The 18,441-nt window shown below is 68.0% G+C and carries 18 protein-coding genes and 1 pseudogene; 4 read left to right on the forward strand and 15 right to left on the reverse strand.

The window, feature by feature from the left end:
* Positions 1–12 precede the first annotated feature (12 nt).
* The 7 genes from fabG1 to G6N49_RS11065 form a co-directional block, all read right to left on the reverse strand.
* Positions 13–777 (reverse strand): 3-oxoacyl-ACP reductase FabG1, encoded by a 765-nt coding sequence (gene fabG1, locus G6N49_RS11035; RefSeq protein ID WP_011855589.1) that lies wholly within the window; start codon positions 775–777, stop codon positions 13–15.
* Positions 778–832: 55 nt separating this feature from the next.
* Positions 833–1,840 carry a VWA domain-containing protein gene (locus G6N49_RS11040; RefSeq protein WP_011559851.1) on the reverse strand — a complete coding sequence of 336 codons (1,008 nt, stop codon included), beginning with the start codon at positions 1,838–1,840 and terminating at the stop codon, positions 833–835.
* 93 nt (positions 1,841–1,933) lie between these two features.
* On the reverse strand, positions 1,934–2,881 hold the full coding sequence (locus tag G6N49_RS11045) for a DUF58 domain-containing protein (RefSeq protein ID WP_011559850.1): 948 nt from the start codon (positions 2,879–2,881) through the stop codon (positions 1,934–1,936).
* Positions 2,878–4,050 (reverse strand): chaperone MoxR1, encoded by a 1,173-nt coding sequence (gene moxR1 / locus G6N49_RS11050; protein WP_011559849.1) that lies wholly within the window; start codon positions 4,048–4,050, stop codon positions 2,878–2,880. Before moxR1 ends, G6N49_RS11045 begins: the two co-directional genes overlap by 4 nt.
* A gap of 115 nt (positions 4,051–4,165) precedes the next feature.
* Complete coding sequence (gene ripB, locus G6N49_RS11055; RefSeq protein WP_083045519.1) at positions 4,166–4,891, reverse strand: NlpC/P60 family peptidoglycan endopeptidase RipB; 726 nt, start codon at positions 4,889–4,891, stop codon at positions 4,166–4,168.
* A complete protein-coding gene (gene ripA / locus G6N49_RS11060) occupies positions 4,885–6,312 on the reverse strand; it encodes an NlpC/P60 family peptidoglycan endopeptidase RipA (protein ID WP_083045518.1) in 1,428 nt (475 codons plus the stop codon). The genes ripB and ripA overlap by 7 nt, the downstream gene beginning before the upstream one ends.
* Before the next feature lie 224 nt (positions 6,313–6,536).
* A complete protein-coding gene (locus G6N49_RS11065; protein ID WP_011855587.1) occupies positions 6,537–7,073 on the reverse strand; it encodes an Rv1476 family membrane protein in 537 nt (178 codons plus the stop codon).
* A 171-nt stretch (positions 7,074–7,244) separates the two neighbouring features.
* On the opposite strand from G6N49_RS11065, the gene acnA reads away from it, so the two are divergent.
* Together acnA and G6N49_RS11075 are read left to right on the forward strand one after the other, a co-directional pair.
* Positions 7,245–10,058 (forward strand): aconitate hydratase AcnA, encoded by a 2,814-nt coding sequence (gene acnA / locus G6N49_RS11070; protein WP_011855586.1) that lies wholly within the window; start codon positions 7,245–7,247, stop codon positions 10,056–10,058.
* 24 nt (positions 10,059–10,082) lie between these two features.
* Entirely contained in the window at positions 10,083–10,661 is a 579-nt protein-coding gene (locus tag G6N49_RS11075; RefSeq protein WP_011855585.1) for a TetR/AcrR family transcriptional regulator, read from the forward strand.
* On the opposite strand, the gene G6N49_RS11080 is transcribed toward G6N49_RS11075, so the two are convergent.
* The 4 genes from G6N49_RS11080 to trxA all read right to left on the reverse strand — a co-directional run bounded on the left by G6N49_RS11080 (position 10,654) and on the right by trxA (position 13,942).
* The gene (locus G6N49_RS11080) at positions 10,654–10,854 is read right to left on the reverse strand and encodes a helix-turn-helix domain-containing protein (RefSeq protein WP_011855584.1); all 201 of its coding nucleotides are present in this window, start codon (positions 10,852–10,854) and stop codon (positions 10,654–10,656) included. The genes G6N49_RS11075 and G6N49_RS11080 overlap by 8 nt on opposite strands.
* Positions 10,855–10,961: 107 nt before the next feature.
* A complete protein-coding gene (locus G6N49_RS11085; protein WP_011559842.1) occupies positions 10,962–12,590 on the reverse strand; it encodes an ABC-F family ATP-binding cassette domain-containing protein in 1,629 nt (542 codons plus the stop codon).
* Positions 12,591–12,724: 134 nt separating this feature from the next.
* A complete protein-coding gene (locus G6N49_RS11090) occupies positions 12,725–13,558 on the reverse strand; it encodes an enoyl-CoA hydratase (protein WP_083045517.1) in 834 nt (277 codons plus the stop codon).
* Positions 13,559–13,576: 18 nt separating this feature from the next.
* Positions 13,577–13,942, reverse strand: a complete 366-nt coding sequence (gene trxA / locus G6N49_RS11095; RefSeq protein ID WP_011559840.1) for a thioredoxin — start codon at positions 13,940–13,942, stop codon at positions 13,577–13,579.
* Between the two features lie 63 nt (positions 13,943–14,005).
* Here trxA and G6N49_RS29490 point away from each other — a divergent pair.
* Positions 14,006–14,164, forward strand: a pseudogene (locus G6N49_RS29490) (STAS/SEC14 domain-containing protein); the annotation flags it as partial.
* Positions 14,165–14,277: 113 nt separating this feature from the next.
* Positions 14,278–15,570 carry an HNH endonuclease signature motif containing protein gene (locus G6N49_RS11105; RefSeq protein WP_163647411.1) on the forward strand — a complete coding sequence of 431 codons (1,293 nt, stop codon included), beginning with the start codon at positions 14,278–14,280 and terminating at the stop codon, positions 15,568–15,570.
* Between the two features lie 168 nt (positions 15,571–15,738).
* On the opposite strand, the gene G6N49_RS11110 is transcribed toward G6N49_RS11105, so the two are convergent.
* Genes G6N49_RS11110 through G6N49_RS11125 form a run of 4 tightly spaced genes read right to left on the reverse strand, consistent with a single transcriptional unit; the run spans position 15,739 to position 18,430 of the window.
* Positions 15,739–16,305: a hypothetical protein gene (locus G6N49_RS11110; protein WP_322790267.1), complete on the reverse strand. Its 567-nt coding sequence runs from the start codon at positions 16,303–16,305 to the stop codon at positions 15,739–15,741.
* A gap of 39 nt (positions 16,306–16,344) precedes the next feature.
* Positions 16,345–16,683 (reverse strand): metal-sulfur cluster assembly factor, encoded by a 339-nt coding sequence (locus G6N49_RS11115; protein WP_011559837.1) that lies wholly within the window; start codon positions 16,681–16,683, stop codon positions 16,345–16,347.
* A gap of 28 nt (positions 16,684–16,711) precedes the next feature.
* The gene (gene sufU, locus G6N49_RS11120; RefSeq protein WP_083045492.1) at positions 16,712–17,173 is read right to left on the reverse strand and encodes a Fe-S cluster assembly sulfur transfer protein SufU; all 462 of its coding nucleotides are present in this window, start codon (positions 17,171–17,173) and stop codon (positions 16,712–16,714) included.
* Positions 17,174–17,176: 3 nt separating this feature from the next.
* Entirely contained in the window at positions 17,177–18,430 is a 1,254-nt protein-coding gene (locus G6N49_RS11125) for a cysteine desulfurase (RefSeq protein ID WP_083045493.1), read from the reverse strand.
* Positions 18,431–18,441: the final 11 nt, after the last annotated feature.

Genomic DNA, 18,441 nt, shown 5'->3' on the forward strand with positions numbered 1-18,441 from the left:
TCCCTATCTCTTTTAGTGGCCCATGCCCATGCCGCCGTCGACGGGAATGACCGCGCCGGCGATGTAGTTCGCATCCTCGGACGCCAGGAAGCTGACCGCCCCGGCGACCTCCTCGGCGGTGCCGACGCGCTTGGCCGGGATGAAGTCCAGCGCACCGGCCTGGATCCGCTCGTCGAGCGCCCGGGTCATCTCGGTGTCGATGTAGCCGGGGGCCACGACATTGGCGGTGACGTTGGCTTTCGCCAGTTCGCGCGAGATCGAGCGGGCCATGCCGATCAGACCGGCCTTGGCGGCCGCGTAGTTGGCCTGGTTGCCGATCCCCCACATACCGGACACCGAACCGATGAGGATGATCCGGCCGAACCGCTTGCGCTGCATGCTGCGCGACGCGCGCTGGACCACCCGGAAGGCGCCGGTCAGGTTCGCGTTGATGACCTCCTCGAACCGCTCCTCGGTCATCCGCATCAGGAACGCGTCCTTGGAGATGCCGGCGTTGGAGACCAGCACCTCGACCGGACCCTGGTGTTCCTCGACCTCTTTGAACGCGCGGTCGACGGCTTCGTTGTCGGTGACGTCACACACGACGCCGAACAGACCTTCGGGGGCGCCGGAGCCGCGATGGGTGACCGCGACCTTGTGGCCGTCGGCCGCCAGCCGTTGGGCGATTGCCAGGCCGATCCCGCGGTTGCCGCCGGTGACCAGCACAGATCGGGAGACGAACGGCGGTCTGCCGCCCGTCGACTGGCTTTCGGTCTCGGCTACTGCGCTGTCGGTCATGTCCGTCAACTTAACGTCTGGCCCGTCTCCCGCCGAAATCGACTCGGGTCGGGCGTCATCCCGGTAGGCGCCGGTTGAGCAGCAGCGCGGCGAGCGCCGACAGGGCCAGCACGAGCGCGCCCAGACGCAGCCAGCCCACGCTGGCGTCGCCCTTGATCGTCTCGTAGCCGATCTGCTGCTGCAGGTTGGCGTAGACCTCACGCAGCTGTTCGAGGCTCGACGCGGTGAACGCCTCCCCCTCGGACAGGTCGGCGATCTTCTTGAGCATCTGGTCGTCGACCGGGACCGGCTGGCGCTGCTCGTTGATCTCGACGTAGCCGTACGGGGTGCCGAACGAGATCGTCGAGATCGGCACGCCCTGATCCTTCGCGGTGCGGGCCGCGGTGAACGCACCCTTGGGGTTGTCCGGATTCGACGGCACCGTCTCCTTGCCGTCGGAGAACAGCACGATGCGCGCCGGCGGCGGTTCGTCCCCGCCGCCGATCACGGCGCCGACGGTGGCGATGGCCTGCAACGCGGTGAAGATGCCCTCACCGGTCGCGGTGCGGTCGGCCAGCTGAAGTTTGTCGATCGCGGTCTTGGTGGCCTCGCGGTTGGTGGTCGGCGACACCAGCACCGTGGCGGTGCCTGCATAGGCGATCAGGCCGAGGTTGATACCGGGGGTCAATTCGTCGGCGAACTGTTTGGAGGCCTCCTGGGCGGCGGCCAGCCGGCTCGGCGACACGTCGGTGGCGCGCATCGACTGCGATACGTCGATCACCAGCATCACCACCGCGCGGTTGCGCGGAACCCGGACATCGCGGGTCGGCCCCGCCATCGCGACCGTGAGCAGCACCAGCGAGGCGACGAGCAGGATCGCCGGGAGGTGTCGCCAGCGGTTCGGCCGGTTCGGCGCGACGCTCTCCAGCAGTTCCATGTTGGCGAACCGCAGGATCCGGCGCTGCCGGGCCAGGGCGACGATGACGTAGAGCCCGGCCAGGGCGAGCACGACGATCAGGAACAGGAAGAACCACGGATGTTCGAAACCCGAGAAGGACATCGGGCCGAGCAACGGTAAAGTCATGTGCGGCTTGTCAATTCGTTTCTATATCGACTATCGGCGTCTTTGCTCTTCGCGCAAGCGCTCATCGCGGTTGTTTCCTCTTCGCGCAAGCGCTCATCGGCCGGCCATGGCGCCGCGGCGTCGACTCGCCACGAACCTCACCACGTCGGCGATCCAGTCCCGGTCGGTGCGCAGGCTCAGCAGCGGGGCTCCGCAGCGCCGCAACGTGCGGGCCACCTCGGCCCGGTGTTCGGCGGCCGCCCGCTCGAAGTCCTCACGCAGTTGGTGGTCGATGGTGAACTCGCGCGTCACCCCGGTCTCGGCGTCCTGCAGCACGACGTCACCGACCTCGGGCAGTTCGACATCGCGCGGGTCGAGCACCTCGATTCCCAGCACCTCGTGGCGGCCGGCGATCGCCCGCAGCGGGCGCATCCAGTCGATCGGACCGAGGAAGTCACTGATGACCACCGCCATCCCCCGCCTGCGCTCGGGACGGCGCAGCGCGTCGATCGCCTCGGCGAGGTTTCCACGGACCCCGGGCGGGGCCTTCGGGGTGGTCGCGATGGTCCGCAGCACCTCCTGCTCGTGCATCCGACCGGACAGCGCAGGCACACGCCGCATGGTCTGCCCGTTGGAGATCACCGCACCGAGCCGGTTACCGCCACCGCTGTTGAGGAACGCGATCGCGGCGGCCGCGGCCACCGCGAGGTCACGCTTCTCGCAGCCCGCGGTGCCGAAGTCGAGGCTGGCCGACATGTCGACCACCAGCCACGTCTCGAGCTCACGGTCGGCGATCATCTCCCGCACGTGCGGCACCGTGGTGCGCGCGGTCACCGACCAGTCCATTCGACGGACGTCGTCGCCGGGCTGGTAGATCCGCGACTCCCCCGGCTCCGAACCCGGACCCGGGATCAAACCGAGGTGATCACCGTGCAGGACGCCGTCGAGTTTGCGTCGGACGGTCAGTTCGAGCTTGCGCAACGCCGCCGACAGTGCGGGGTCGCGGATCTGGCCGCGCTGCAGCGACGGCAGATCGACCGAACGGCCGTCGGACTCGGTCACCGACCGCCCGCCACACCCGCTCCGGCCGGGACCGCGGGCTGGGTCGAAGGACCTTGTTGCGGAATGGCATTCACCTGCGGCAGCGCGACGGTCTGCATGATGCGGTTGATCACCGTCTCCGAGGAGACCTCGTCGGCGAGCGCATCGTAGGTGAGCACCAGGCGGTGGCGCAGCACGTCCGGGATCACCTCGACGACGTCCTGCGGGATGACGTAGTCGCGGCCCCGCACCAGCGCCAGCGCGCGGGAGGCGGCGATGATGCCCAGCGAGGCACGCGGGGAGGCGCCGTAGGCGATCCACGCCTTGGCGTCGGGCATGCCGAACTTCTCGGGCTCGCGGGTGGCGGTGACGATGCGGACCACGTAATCGACGAGCGCGTGGTGCACGAAGGTGTTGGCCGCGACGTCCTGCAGGCGCAGCAGGTCACCGGTGGCGAGGATCTGCTTGGGCTCCGGGGGCTTCACACCCATCCGGTAGATGATCTCGCGCTCTTCCTCCGGAGTCGGGTAGTCGATGTTGAGTTTGAACAGGAAGCGGTCGCGCTGCGCTTCGGGCAGGGCGTACACGCCCTCCTGCTCGATCGGGTTCTGCGTCGCCATGACCAGGAAGGGCTGCGGCAGCGGGAAGGTCTTGCCGCCGATGGAGATCTTGCGTTCGGCCATCACCTCGAGCAGCGCGGACTGCACCTTCGCGGGGGCACGGTTGATCTCGTCGGCCAGCAGGAAGTTCACCACCACGGGGCCGAGTTCGATGTCGAACTCCTCCTTGCCCTGGCGGAAGATGCGGGTACCGACGATGTCGGTGGGCACCAGGTCGGGGGTGAACTGGATGCGCGCGAACGTGCCGCCGACGACCTTGGCGAAGGTCTCGACCGCCAGCGTCTTCGCCACACCCGGGACACCCTCGAGCAGGACGTGGCCCTTGGCGAGCAGGCCGACGAGCATCCGTTCGACCAGCCGGTCCTGCCCGACGATGATGCGCTTGACCTCGAAGATCGCCCGTTCCAGGGTGTGCACCTCGGGCTGCAGGCCACCGTTGTTCTGAGGGGTGGGGCTCTGTGCGCCGGCAGGACCCTGCGGCGCGGCGTGGGAACCGGCGGGATATCCCTGCGCGGGGTTCGGACCGGAATAACCTCCGGCGCCCTGCGGCGGCCCACTCGGTGACGTCATCGAGATTCCTCCCACTGTTTTCGCTGGTCCTGCGGCGGACGCGAGGGCGCCCGCCGTCAACTATTCCAGGCACTCCGGAATCCGTCGACGTTGCCCGGTCCGCCTCAGGCTGTGCTCAGGATTCGATGATGCGGGCCACGTACGGCTGCAGTCCGGCTTGGCGCACCGGGCTGACCGTCACCTTGCCCGCGCTGCCCGACGATTCGAGCATCTGTCCGTTGCCGAGATACATCGCGACGTGTTGGCTGCCGCCCGGCCCCCAGAACAACAGGTCGCCCCGTTTCGCCTGGGAGGTCGGGACCTTGCGACCGGTGTTGTACTGGTCGCCCGAGTACTTCGGGATCAGCACGCCGACGCCGGCATAGGAGAACTGGGTGAAGCCCGAGCAGTCGTAGCCCACGATGTTGGCGCCGGAGTCGACGCCGCGGCTCGGGCCGTTGGGCTTCCCGCCACCCCACGAGTACGGCGTGCCCATCTGTGAGGCACCCCGCCGGATCACGTACTCGATCGCCTGCGGGCCACGCACCCGCCCCGGCGCCACACCCGCAGACGCGGAGGATCCGCCGATACCCATGCTCGACAGGAATTTCCGGCCCAGATCCATGGTGACCTGGGTGGCCTGGGCGGTGGCCGCCAGCGAGGCGTTCGCAATCGCCAGCGGATCCCCAGGCGCCCCCGCACTGAGCAGTTTGGGCAGGGTGGGGTCCCACTGACCGTCATCGGGTGCCGCCGACGCCGGGCTGGTCACCCCGACCAGCATCGCGACTGCGGCCGCTGCCACAACGAAGCTCTTCACGCCGTGAAAAAGCGTGCGGCGCAACGATTCCAACAATCTCACCATTCGATAAGCCGGGTCGCGTACGGGGTCATGCCGCTGCTACGCACCGGCGACACCTTGACCACCGACCCGGTGTACGGGGCTTCGAGCATCTGTCCGTTGCCGAGGTAGAGCGCGACGTGCTGGCTGGCGTTGGGACCCCAGAACAACATGTCGCCACGGCGCATCTGCGAGCTGGGCACCTTGCGGCCGGCGTTGTACTGCGAGCCCGAGTAGTGGTCGAGCTTGATGCCGACACCGGCGAACGCATACAGCATCAGCCCGGAGCAGTCGAAGCCGACCGTGTTTGCGCCGGAATCGATTCCGCGACTGGGGCCGGCCGCGTTCCCGCCGCCCCAGGAGTACGGGACACCCATCTGCGACATGGCCCGCCGGATGACGTACTCGGTGGCCTGCTGGCCGTGGACCCGCGGGATCGCGGCGTTGGTGTATCCCGTCGGCGTCGGCAGCAGGCCGATCTTCTGCAGGAACGAGCGGCCCATCTGCGAGGTCAACTGCGCCGAGGTGGCCGTGATGCCGAGGACCGCGTTGATGATCGCGATCGGGTCGCCACTGACGAATGCGCTCGGAATCGCGGGCAGCGTGGGATCCCATGCGGTGTCCCAGTTCCCGGCGGCCGGCGCCGGGGCGCCTGGCGCGCGGTCCCAGTTCGAGGCGGGACCGGATGCGGCGGCCTGCGGGGCCGCGGCGGGTGCGGCCGGTGCGGCCGGCGCCACGGATGCCGAGGCCTTGCGGACCTCCGCGAGGCGGGCCTGGGCGGCTGCGCGTTCGGCGCTGAGACGGTCGAGTTCGGCCTGCTGGCTCCCGAAGTTCTGCTGCGCCTCGGTCAGCGCGGTGACGGCGGCGCGCTGGCTGGCCTCGGCGTCGGCGGCGGCCTGGTCGGCCTTCTGCTTCGCCAGCCGGGCGGCGGACTCCTTGTTGACCTGTTCGGTGCGGGCCCGCTGCAGGCTCTCCATCACCCGGGCCGAACTGATCGACAGGGTCTGGGCGGTGGAGGCGGTGTGCAGTACGTCGGCGGGATCGGCGGCGGTCACGTACGACGACGACGGACCGCTGACGTAGGTGGCGGCGGCGAACGTGTCGAATCGCTTCTGGGCGGCGGTGATTGCGATGTTGGCGTCTTCGATGCCGCGCTGGCTGGCCTCGAGCTCACGCTGGGCGGTGGCGGCCGCGTCGCGGGCGTTCTGCACATCGAGGATCGCCTTGTTGACACCCTCCTGCGTGCTCTGCACGGCGGCGCCGAGGTCCTGCAGTTTCTGGTTGGCGTTGGCGACGGCGGCCACCAGGGTCGCGACGTTCTCGGTGTCCGCGGACCCGGGAGTTCCACTCCACAGCGCCGCGGACATCAGCATTCCGACGGTCAGGGGCAACGCGCACATCCGGCCGAGAAGCCGGGATGCGGAGGCGCGAGCGGTGCGTCTCATTCGACTCAAGTCTCCTAGGGGTCGACGCGAACGCGGCGGCACGTTCGTGAGGGGCACCGATGCACACAAGTCACATCAGGCACAGCGACAACATTGGGTACCGAATGCACCGTACGTCACAATCGACGCTGAAGAAACTTTAGTCACAAACTACATGTTTGTAATTGAATTAACTGTTATCGAATGGTGATGTTGGAAATTGCGCAGCGCGACGGACAGATGCGTCAGCGCTGGTCAGCGGGGGTGGGACCGGCTTCGGCCGCGGCCGCCCGTTTGCCTCGAATCTGTAACCACCGGGTCGCCGCGGTCGCCGCTGCGACCCCAATAACAAGGACAATGGTCAACGCGGTCCAGGGAAAGTCCGGGGTGGTGAGCTGACCGACGAAATTCTTCGACGACTGCACCGGATCGCCCGTCTTGGCCAGATCCTGACCCGCCTCGAGCGTCACGCGGTCGAAGGTCGAACTGTAGGTCCCGGCGTACGACGGACTCAGCGCCAGCACGGTCGACCCCGGGTAGGCCTGACCGACCTCGGTCGCGATGTCCCGCAACGGGGTGTCGATGTGCGGGTTGGTGTCGATGACGACGATCTTGAGATCGATGCCGTCCGACCGCGCCTCGGAGACCACCTGGCGCAGGGCCGCCACATCGGCGCCGGGTGCACTGACCCCGTCGTCCCCGACGTCGGCGATCACCATGTTCATGTCGACGTCCGGCGGGATGAACCCGGGCAGGAACGGGATGACATGCGCAGCGGTCACAGGCAGACCGTACCGCGCGAGCGGGTACCCGGATGGCAGCACCCGCGCATGCGGACCGGACCGTGACAAAGATTCGGTGCCGCCCCGGGGTGTTTTGCAGGACAAACGTACTGTTAGAATCGAAAGTGCCGCCGACACAGCCCGTCGCGGCGAGAACAACCGGGAGTTGATGTGAGCAGCAAGGATTCGTCGATAAACTCGTTTGATGCCCGTGACACCCTGACCGTCGGGGACAAATCGTACGAGATCTACCGCCTCGACGCCGTTCCCGGCACCGACAAACTGCCGTACAGCCTCAAGGTGCTCGCGGAGAACCTGCTGCGCACCGAGGACGGCGCCAACATCACCAAGGACCACATCGAGGCCATCGCGAACTGGGACCCCGAGGCCGATCCGAGCATCGAGATCCAGTTCACCCCGGCCCGCGTCATCATGCAGGACTTCACCGGCGTGCCCTGCATCGTCGACCTCGCCACCATGCGTGAGGCGGTCGGCGACCTCGGCGGGGACCCGCAGAAGGTCAACCCACTGGCTCCCGCGGACCTCGTCATCGACCACTCCGTGATCGCCGACCTCTTCGGCACCGCGAACGCCTTCGAGCGCAACGTCGAGATCGAATACGAGCGCAACGGCGAGCGCTACCAGTTCCTGCGCTGGGGACAGGGCGCGTTCGACGACTTCAAGGTGGTGCCGCCGGGCACCGGCATCGTGCACCAGGTCAACATCGAGTACCTGGCCAGCGTCGTGATGGAGCGGGACGGGGTGGCCTACCCGGACACCTGCGTGGGCACCGACAGCCACACCACGATGGAGAACGGCCTCGGCGTGCTGGGCTGGGGCGTCGGCGGCATCGAGGCCGAGGCGGCCATGCTCGGCCAGCCCGTGTCGATGCTCATCCCGCGCGTCGTCGGGTTCAAGCTGACCGGTGAGCGCCGTGCCGGCGTCACGGCCACCGACGTCGTGCTGACCGTCACCGAGATGCTGCGCAAGCACGGCGTGGTCGGCAAGTTCGTCGAGTTCTACGGCGAGGGCGTCGCCGAGGTGCCGCTGGCCAACCGCGCCACGCTGGGCAACATGAGCCCCGAATTCGGTTCCACCGCAGCGATCTTCCCGATCGACGACGTGACCATCGACTACCTGCGGATGACCGGCCGCAGCGACGAGCAGCTGGCTCTGGTCGAGGCGTACGCCAAGGAACAGGGCATGTGGCACGACCCGAGCCGTGAGCCGAAGTTCTCCGAGTACATCGAGCTGGACCTGTCCGACGTCGTGCCGTCGATCGCCGGGCCGAAGCGCCCGCAGGACCGCATCGCCCTCGACGACGCCAAGAGCGCGTTCCGCAAGGACATCCACAACTACGTCGAGAACGGCAACTCCGCCGCCCACTCGAACGTCGACGAGGCCGTCGAGGAGACGTTCCCGGGCAGCGATCCGGTGTCGCTGTCGTTCGCCGAGGAGGATGCGGTCGAGGTCGTCTCCGCCGCCAACGGTGCCGAGGGCAGGCCCACCAAACCGGTCACCGTGAAATCCGACGAGCGCGGCGAGTTCGTCATCGACCACGGCGCGGTCGTGATCGCCGCGATCACCTCCTGCACCAACACCTCCAACCCCGAGGTGATGATCGGTGCGGCGCTGCTGGCCAAGAACGCCGTCGAGAAGGGGCTGACCAGCAAGCCGTGGGTCAAGACCACCATGGCGCCGGGTTCGCAGGTCGTCACCGACTACTACGAGAAGGCGGGCCTGTGGCCGTACCTGGAGAAGCTCGGCTTCTTCCTCGTCGGCTACGGCTGCACCACCTGCATCGGCAACAGCGGTCCCCTGCCCGAGGAGATCAGCAAGGCCGTCAACGACAACGACCTGTCGGTGACCGCGGTGCTGTCGGGTAACCGCAACTTCGAGGGCCGGATCAACCCGGACGTGAAGATGAACTACCTGGCGTCCCCGCCCCTGGTGATCGCCTACGCGCTGGCCGGCAGCATGGACTTCGACTTCGAGAACGACTGCCTCGGCACCGACGAGGACGGCAACCCGGTTTTCCTCAAGGACATCTGGCCGTCGCAGCAGGACATCAACGACACCATCGCCTCGGCGATCAACACCGAGATGTTCAAGAAGAACTATGCCGACGTGTTCAAGGGTGACGAGCGGTGGCGCAACCTGCCCACTCCGAGCGGTGACACCTTCGAGTGGGCCGACGACTCGACCTACGTGCGTAAGCCTCCGTACTTCGACGGGATGCCCGCCGAACCGCAGCCGGTCAGCGACATCACCGGCGCGCGGGTGCTGGCCCTGCTGGGCGATTCGGTCACCACCGACCACATCTCCCCCGCCGGCAGCATCAAGCCGGGCACCCCGGCCGCGCAGTACCTCGAATCCCACGGCGTCGAGAAGAAGGACTACAACTCGTACGGATCGCGCCGCGGCAACCACGAGGTGATGATCCGGGGCACCTTCGCCAACATCCGGCTCAAGAACCAGCTGCTCGACGACGTGTCCGGCGGCTACACGCGGGACTTCACCAACGGCGGCGAGCAGGCGTTCATCTACGACGCCGCGCAGAACTACGCCGAGCAGGACATCCCGCTGGTGGTGCTGGGCGGTAAGGAATACGGTTCCGGCTCGTCACGTGACTGGGCGGCCAAGGGCACCAGCCTGCTGGGTGTGCGCGCCGTCATCACCGAATCGTTCGAACGCATCCACCGCTCGAACCTGATCGGCATGGGCGTCATCCCGCTGCAGTTCCCGGAGGGTGAGTCGGCGGCGTCGCTGAAGCTCGACGGCACCGAGACGTTCGACATCACCGGCATCGAGGCGCTCAACGAGGGCAAGACACCGAAGACGGTGCACGTGAAGGCGTCGAAAGAGGGTGGCGAGACGGTCGAATTCGATGCAGTGGTGCGCATCGACACCCCCGGTGAGGCCGACTACTACCGCAACGGCGGCATCCTGCAGTACGTGCTGCGCAACATGCTGAAGACCAAGTAACCAGCGCTGGCAGGAGCTGGACTGATGCCCCGGGTCACCGACGACCATCTGGCGGCGCGCCGCCGTCAGATCCTCGACGGCGCCCGGCGCTGCTTCGCGCGATACGGATACGACAAGGCGACCGTGCGGCGGCTCGAAGACACCATCGGGCTGTCGCGCGGCGCCATCTTCCACCACTTCCGGGACAAGGACACGCTGTTCTTCGAACTGGCCCGCGAAGACGCCGAGCGGATGGCCGACGTCGCCTCCCGCGAGGGGTTGATCCAGGTCATGCGTGACCTGTTGGCGGCGCCCGACCAGTTCGACTGGCTGGCCACCCGGTTGGAGATCGCGCGCAAGCTGCGCAACGATCCGGTGTTCCACCAGGGGTGGGAGGAGCGGTCCGCCGAGTTGTCCGCCGCCACAACGGCGCGGCTGCATCGGCAGAAGGAGGCCGGCCGGCTACGCAACGATGTTCCCAGCGAGGTGCTGCAGACCTACCTCGACCTGGTTCTCGACGGGCTGGTCGCCCGGCTGGCCTCCGGCGACGACCCGAAGAAGCTGGGCGCGGTGCTCGACCTCGTCGAGGCGTCCGTGCGCCAGCAGGGCTCCGGCGTCAGCTGACGCTGGCGCGACGCGAACGGTGGTTCGGCCCACCGCGGCTGCGCATCGTCGTACCCGACTCGCGCAGCATGCTGTGGATCGACCCGTACGAACGGCCGGTCTTGGCCACCAGTGCGCGGATGCTCGCGCCCCCCTCGTATTCGGCCCGCAACTCGTTGAGTAGTTCTTCCCGGGACTTTTCAGACTTCTTCATTGACATCTCCCCGCTGTTGCGATGCCCCGACTGCTCTTGAGAATTACCCAGTGGGGCAACCGCTAATCGACGGAAGGGAAGATTTCGTCAATCGGTTCGTAATCCGGCTAGGCGAGCTCGATGAGCTCTCGGTACTCCTCGGACCAGTAATCCTCGGTGCCGTCGGGCAGCAGCACCACCCGCTGGGGTTCCAGCGCCTCGGCGGCGCCGGGGTCGTGGGTGACGAGCACGACGGCGCCCTGATAGCTGCGCAGGGCGTCGAGGACCTGCTCACGCGAGGCCGGGTCCAGGTTGTTGGTGGGTTCGTCGAGCAGCAGCACGTTGGCCGTGGACGCGACCAGACCGGCCAGCGCCAGCCGGGTCTTCTCACCGCCGGACAGCGTGCCCGCCGGCTGGTCGAGCTGCGGGCCGGTGAACATGAACGCCCCGAGCAGTCCGCGCAGATCCTGCTCGCCGGTGTCGGGTGCGGCGTGCCGGATGTTCTCCCACACCGAGGCGTTGCCGTCGATGGTGTCGTGTTCCTGCGCGAAGTACCCCAGCTTCAGGCCGTGACCCGGTTCGATGTCACCGGCGTCGGCCTTCTCCACCCCGGCCAGGATCCGCAACAACGTGGTCTTACCGGCACCGTTGAGCCCGAGCACGACGACGCGAGAACCCTTGTCGATCGCCAGGTCGACGCCGGTGAAGATCTCCAGCGAGCCGTAGGTCTTGGTGAGCCCCTTGCCCACCAACGGCGTGCGGCCGCACACCGCAGGCGTGGGGAACCTGATCTTGGCCACCTTGTCGGCCACGCGCTCCTCGTCGAGCTCGGAGATCATGCGCTCGGCACGCCGCAGCATGTTCTGTGCGGCAACGGCTTTGGTCGCTTTCGCGCCCATCTTGGCGGCCTGCGTGCGCAGCGCGGAGGCCTTCTTCTCGGCGTTGGCCCGTTCCCGGCGCCTGCGCTGCTCGTCGGTGGCCCTGGCGTCGAGGTACTTCTGCCAGCCCATGTTGTAGACGTCGGCCTCGCCGCGGACGGCGTCGAGGAACCACACCCGGTTCACCACCGCGGCGAGCAGTTCGACGTCGTGGCTGATCACCACGAGTCCACCGGAGTGGTTCTGCAGGAAGGTGCGCAACCAGCCGATCGAGTCCGCGTCGAGGTGGTTGGTGGGCTCGTCGAGCAGCAGGGTCGTATCCGACCCTGAACCCGTATCGGACGCCGCGAACAGGATGCGGGCCAGCTCCACGCGCCGTCGCTGGCCGCCCGAGAGCGTCCGCAGCGGCTGGGTGAGCACCCGTTCTGCCAGTCCGAGGCTTGCGCAGATGCGGCCGGCTTCGCTCTCCGCGGCGTATCCGCCGAGCGCGGCGAACCGCTCCTCGAGCTCGCCGTAGCGTCGCACCGCCTTGTCGCGGGCGGCGTCGTCGGCGACCTCGGCCATCAGCGCCTGCTGTTTCTCCAGGTCGGAGAGCAAGGTGTCCAGACCGCGCGCCGAGAGCACCCGGTCGCGAGCCAGCATGTCGAGGTCGCCTTCGCGCGGGTCCTGGGGCAGATAGCCCACCTCGCCGCTGCGGGTGACCGTGCCCGCGTAGGGTTCGCCTTCGCCGGCGAGGATGCGCATCGTCGTGGTCTTGCCCGCGCCGTTGCGGCCGACGAGCCCGATCCGGTCGCCGGGTTGCACACGCAGGGCGGCGCCGTCGATGGAGAGCAGCGTGCGCGCCCCGGCGCGGACCTCGAGGTCCGTTGCGGTGATCACGGGCGCGTTTCCTCCATACAAGCGTGGGTGGGACGAATCCGGGCGCGGGGAAGCCGCACGCCGCGGACGGCTTTCTCGAGGTTACTTGCAGGTCGGCACCGGGCGCCAACTCATTACCGCGGCCGTGGCGACACTCACGGTTTGTCGTCGGTGAAGACCGGGGGCCGCTTTTCCTTCCGCGCGGCGACCGCCTCCTCGAAGTTCGCGGTGAGCAGGCGGACGTAGAGCTGGCCGAGACCTTCGGCCTGCATGTGCGCCTCGAGGCTGGCGGCGTCCAGACCGCTCCAGAGCGTGCGTTTCGTCAGTTCGACACCGGGACGGGAGAACGCCGCGATGCGCTCGGCCATCTCGCAGCAGACGTCGAGCAGGTCCTGTTCGGGGACGGTGCGCGACACCAGCCCGATGCGCTGCGCCTCCTCCGCGTCGACGTCGCGGCCGGTCAGCATGATCTCGAACGCGCGCGAGGAGCCGATGGCCCGGGGCAGCAGATAGCTCAGGCCCAGTTCGCTGGCGGTCAGGCCGTTGTTGATGCCGGCTGCCCGGAAGTACGCCCCGGATGCCGCCACCCGGATGTCGGCGGCCAGCGCCAGGCAGAGCCCGCCGCCGATCGCGGCGCCGTTGACCGCGGCGATGACGGGCTGATGCATCTTGCGCAGCCCCAGGATGACGTCGTCGAGGATCTCCATCGACCGCAGCCCGTAGGACGGCCGGGTCAACCCGTCGACGTGCGGCACCGAACCGGCCGATTTGTGGTCGGCGCCGGAGGAGAATCCCCGGCCCGCACCGGTCAGCACGACCGCGCGCACGTCGTTGTCGTAGGTGAGCTCGTTCAGCACGTCGCACAGCGGGACCATGACGTCGAAGGCCATGGAGTTCATCCGCTCGGGGCGGTTGAGCGTCACGACCGCGACCCGCGGACGCGGGCGGTCGACGAGAACGTACGAGTCTTCAGCGGTCACGCAGAGCACGCTATCGCGCGCCCCCTGTCACTCGGACTGAGCGTTCTCCTGCTGCGCCATCGCGGCGTCGATGTCGAATTCCTTGACCTTCTGCACCAGGTCCTCGAGGGCGGCGGGCGGCAGGGCGCCGGCCTGGTTGAACACCAGCTTGCCCTTCTTGAACGCCATCAACGTCGGGATCGAGCGGATGTCGGCGGCAGCGGCGAGCTGCTGCTCGGCCTCGGTGTCGACCTTGGCGTGCACGACGTCCGGGTGCTTCTCGGACGACGCGGCGAAGGTCGGGGCGAATGCGCGACACGGCCCGCACCAGGAGGCCCAGAAATCGACGAGCACGATCTCGTTGTCGGTGATCGTCTCGTTGAACTGATCTGCGGTAAGGTCTCGCGTGGTCATGCCTGTCCTAACGTCGTCAGATCTACCTATGTTCCCTCGACGGGGGTGCGCAAACCGGCGCGCCTCGTCGAGCACCACTCGGCTTTCAAGCGGATCGCGATCGTCACCGACATGGACTGGGTCACCCATACGCTGCACCTGTTGGCATGGATGGTCGCCGGCGAGGTCAGACTGTTCGGACTCGCCGACCTCGAGCGAGCAAAGCAGTGGGCCGCCGGCTGAAGTCGGCCTGCTGCGGGATCTGGACTTCCGTGTCCAGTTAATCCGACTTGGCCGCGTTTCGGTCCGACCAACCGCGACCCCGAATTGTCGGACCCTGGTGCTTGTATGGGGTTATGTCCTCGAACGTTTCGTCTGGCGCGGTGGCGCTGTTGCCGAAGGAGCGTCTGGAGGTGTTGTTCGAGGAGGTGGCGGAGTTGGCGGGTCAGCGCAACGCCATCGACGCACGCCTGGTGGAGATCGCCGCTGAGATCGATCACGACGGGTTGGGTGGGATCACCGGGGCGAAGTCGGTGGCGCATTTGATGGCCTGGAAAACCGGGTCGTCGTCGCGGAACGGCAAGACCATCGCCGCCATCGCCCACCGGATTGCGGAGTTCCCGCGTTGTGTGCAGGCGCTGCGCGACGGGCGGCTGTCGTTGGATCAGGTCGGGGTCATCGCCGAAGGCGCGGGCGCAGGGTCTGATGAGCATTATGCAGAGTTGGCCCGCAGCGCCTCGGTCACCCAGCTCCGCACCGCGATCAAACTCGAACCCCGCCCCGCCCCCGAGCCCGACAAGGACGCCGACGGCGAGCCCAAGCCGGTGCCGGTGGCGCAGGCCTCGATCCGCAAGACCAGCGATGAGCAGTACACCTACTGGCGTATCGCCCTGCCCCATGCCGAGGCAGCGGTGTTTGACGCGGCTTTGCGGTCTCATCACGATGCGTTGATCGCGCAGTGGAAACGCGACCACGACACACCCACCGGCACCCCCGCCGGCACTCCCGCCGGTGGCCGCCCACCGATGCCCGCCCTGGCTGATGCGTTCGCCGCGCTGGTCGAGGCCGGCTGGGATACCGAGGTGACCCGCCGCCCGCACGGTCAGCGCACCACCGTGGTGGTGCACCTGGACCTCGACGACCGCATCGCCGCCCTGCATCTGGGTCCGCTGCTCTCGGAGGCCGACCGCCGCTACCTGGGCTGTGACGCCACCTGTGAAGTGTGGTTCGAACGCCACGGCCAACCCATCGGCGCTGGGCGCACCACCCGCATGATCAGCCGCCGACTGCGGCGCGCGCTGGAACACCGTCACCGCACCTGCGCGGTCCCCGGGTGTGGGGCGACCCGCGGTTTGCACGCCCACCACATCCAGCATTGGGAAGACGGCGGAGCCACCGACCTGGACAACCTCGTGCTGCTGTGTCCCTACCACCACCGGGCCCACCACCGCGGCGTCATCACCATCACCGGACCCGCCGACCAGCTCACCGTCACCGACAGCACCGGGCGACACCTCACGTCCGGCTCGTTGGCCCGCCCACCCAACCACCCCCCACCCACCGTCGCGCCCTACCGCGGACCATCCGGAGAGCGTGCCGACTGGTGGTGGTACACACCCTTCCAACCCCCACCACCCACCACCAACTAGACGGCTCCGGGCGACGGCCATGCCGACACTGAATAGGTTGGCGCAGAGGGCCATTGGTCCGCGATGTGTGGCCGGCGCCGTGCCGTCACATCACACCAGGAGCCCGGCCGCCGTCAATGTCGATGGCTAATGTCAACTTCGGCAGGCGCCGGCCGTCGCGGGCGCGACCTACCCTTCGTCCGTGGTCTCGGTCGTCAGCACCTGCTGGGCCAGCGCAGCCGCGAGTGCCGAGTTCAGCAGCAGTTCCCGCCGCCGGGCCGGCCACCACGTCAGCTCGATGGCCAACAGTGCGAGGTAGACGCACGAGGCGACGGTCTCGCGCACCGATCCGGTGACGGCGTCGACCACCGCGGTCGCGATCGCCACGACGAGCACCACCGCCACCACCCAGCGGTACGGGTAGAGCCGTTCAGCGGCGGCCCGCAGGCCGGCGTCGTAGTCGACGACGCCGCGGGCCAGGCGTTCGTCGCGGATCGGATATCCGCGGCGGGCGGCCCGCACGACCGTCACCCGATCAGCGGGGCTCAGTTCGCGGGCGCCGGGCCAGTAGCGGTCCATCCGCCGGGTCGTCCAGACACCGAGGAAGACGCCGGTGGCGACGAAGACGATGGCGCCGACAAGGGGCACCCCCGAGTCGAGCAGCGCCAGCGCCCCGAAGAACACGCCCGCCGCAGCGCCGATCCACAGCCCCCGAGCGACCGGGCCACCTCTCCACCCGGTGGCGGGAACCGTCATCACAGCGTGATTGTCACCCCGCCGGACGGGGTCGGCGACCTAGACCGTGAAACCGAGCGCGCGAAGTTGCTCGCGGCCGTCCTCGGTGATCTTGTCCGGACCCCACGGCGGATTCCACACCCAGTTGATCTTGATGTCCTTGACGAGGCCCGCACCCACCAGAGCGGTCCTCGACTGATCCTCGATGACGTCGGTCAACGGGCACGCCGCAGACGTCAGGGTCATATCGATGAGCGCCACATCGCCCGCGTCGCTCTTCTCGACGTCGAGTCCGTAGACGAGTCCGAGATCGACGACGTTGATACCGAGTTCGGGGTCGACGACATCGCGCATCGCCTCCTCGAGGTCGGCGAGCAGTTCCTCGTTGGGTGCGGTCATCTGTGTTGTCTCCTCTTCGCGCAAGCGCTCATCGGCGCTCCTCCTGGGAATCGTGGGACGCCTGGGCCACGGCGTCCTTGAAAGCCATCCAGCCGAGCAGCGCGCATTTCACGCGTGCCGGGTATTTCGAGACGCCGGCGAACGCGATGCCGTCGCCGATCACATTCTCGTCGCCCTCGATTGTGCCGCGGGACGAGACCATCTCGGTGAACGCCGCCACCGTCTTGAGCGCATCGCCGACGGATTCCCCGATCACCAGATCGGTCAGTACCGACGTCGACGCCTGGCTGATCGAACAACCCTGACCGTCATAGGACACGTCCGCGACGGTGTCGCCGTCATCGGAAAGCGCGACACGCAGCGTCACCTCGTCCCCGCATGTGGGATTGACGTGCTTCACCTCGGCGCCGAACGGCTCACGCAGTCCGCGGTGGTGCGGATGCTTGTAGTGATCGAGGATCACTTCCTGGTAGATCTGCTCCAGGCGCACCGCTCACCTCCCGAAGAACTCGACGGCGTGCCGGACACCGGCCACCAGCCGCTCGACCTCATCGGAGGTGTTGTACACCGCGAACGACGCCCGGGCGGTGGCGGTGATGCCGAAGCGGCGGTGCAGCGGCCACGCGCAGTGGTGCCCGACGCGCACGGCCACGGCGTCGTCGTCGAGGACCTGGCCGACGTCGTGGGCGTGGATCCCGTCGACGACGAAGCTCACCGGCGATCCGCGGTCGACCAGGGACAGCGGCCCGACGACGCGGACGCCGTCGATGCCCGAAAGCCCCTCCAGCGCAGCGGCGACCAGTTCGGCCTCGTGCGCCTCGACCTCGGCCATCCCGATCGTCGACAGATAGCGTGCGGCCGCGGCCAACCCGACGACCTGCGAGGTCATCGGTGTGCCCGCCTCGAACCGCTGCGGAGCGGGCGCGTAGGTGGCGCCCTCCATGGTGACCGTCTCGATCATCGAGCCGCCGGTGAGGAACGGCGGCATCTCGGCCAGCAGCTCGCGGCGTCCGTAGAGCACACCGATCCCGTTGGGGCCCAGCATCTTGTGACCCGAGAACGCGGCGTAGTCGACGTCGAGGGCGTGGAAGTCGATCGGCTGGTGCGGTACCGATTGGCAGGCGTCCAGCACGGTCAATGCGCCAACGGACCGAGCCCGCCTGACGATCTCGGCCACCGGGGCCACCGCGCCGGTGACGTTCGAGTGGTGGGTGAAGGCAACGACTTTCACGCGCTCGTCGAGGTCGAGCGAGTCCAGATCGATGCGGCCGTCGTCTGTGACCGAGTACCACTTCAGCGTCGCGCCCGTCCGCCGGGCGAGTTCCTGCCAGGGGATCAGATTCGCGTGATGCTCGAGTTCGGTGGTGACGATGACGTCGCCCGGTCCGACGGCGTGACCCTCGAACCGGTCGTCACCCAGCACGTAGGAGACGAGGTTGAGCGCCTCGGTGGCGTTCTTCGTGAAGACCAACTCGTCGGTGTCGGCGCCGACGAACGCCGCGATGTCGGCGCGACCGGCCTCGTAGGCGTCGGTCGACTCCTCCATCAACTGGTGGGCACCGCGATGCACCGCACCGTAAGAGGTGGTCAGAAACTCACGTTCGGCGTCGAGCACCTGCAGCGGACGCTGCGACGTCGCGCCGGAGTCGAGGTATGCCAGTTGATTTCCGCCGCGCATCACCCGCTGCAGGATCGGGAAATCCGCGCGGATCCCGGCCACGTCCAGCCGGCTCGCCGCGGTGGTCATGGCAACAGCCC

This window comes from Mycolicibacterium monacense, from assembly GCF_010731575.1.
GTDB lineage: Bacteria > Actinomycetota > Actinomycetes > Mycobacteriales > Mycobacteriaceae > Mycobacterium > Mycobacterium monacense.

Bases quoted from the DNA above. Each gene is read 5' to 3' on its own strand.
- moxR1 (WP_011559849.1), bottom strand. From the start codon at position 4,050: ATGACGTCACCGAGTGGGCCGCCGCAGGGCGCCGGAGGTTATTCCGGT.
- fabG1 (WP_011855589.1), bottom strand. From the start codon at position 777: ATGACCGACAGCGCAGTAGCCGAGACCGAAAGCCAGTCGACGGGCGGC.
- ripB (WP_083045519.1), bottom strand. From the start codon at position 4,891: ATGGTGAGATTGTTGGAATCGTTGCGCCGCACGCTTTTTCACGGCGTG.
- G6N49_RS11115 (WP_011559837.1), bottom strand. From the start codon at position 16,683: ATGACCGCACCCAACGAGGAACTGCTCGCCGACCTCGAGGAGGCGATG.
- G6N49_RS11105 (WP_163647411.1), top strand. From the start codon at position 14,278: ATGTCCTCGAACGTTTCGTCTGGCGCGGTGGCGCTGTTGCCGAAGGAG.
- G6N49_RS11075 (WP_011855585.1), top strand. From the start codon at position 10,083: ATGCCCCGGGTCACCGACGACCATCTGGCGGCGCGCCGCCGTCAGATC.
- trxA (WP_011559840.1), bottom strand. From the start codon at position 13,942: ATGACCACGCGAGACCTTACCGCAGATCAGTTCAACGAGACGATCACC.
- G6N49_RS11125 (WP_083045493.1), bottom strand. From the start codon at position 18,430: ATGACCACCGCGGCGAGCCGGCTGGACGTGGCCGGGATCCGCGCGGAT.
- G6N49_RS11080 (WP_011855584.1), bottom strand. From the start codon at position 10,854: ATGAAGAAGTCTGAAAAGTCCCGGGAAGAACTACTCAACGAGTTGCGG.
- ripA (WP_083045518.1), bottom strand. From the start codon at position 6,312: ATGAGACGCACCGCTCGCGCCTCCGCATCCCGGCTTCTCGGCCGGATG.
- G6N49_RS11110 (WP_322790267.1), bottom strand. From the start codon at position 16,305: ATGACGGTTCCCGCCACCGGGTGGAGAGGTGGCCCGGTCGCTCGGGGG.
- G6N49_RS11040 (WP_011559851.1), bottom strand. From the start codon at position 1,840: ATGACTTTACCGTTGCTCGGCCCGATGTCCTTCTCGGGTTTCGAACAT.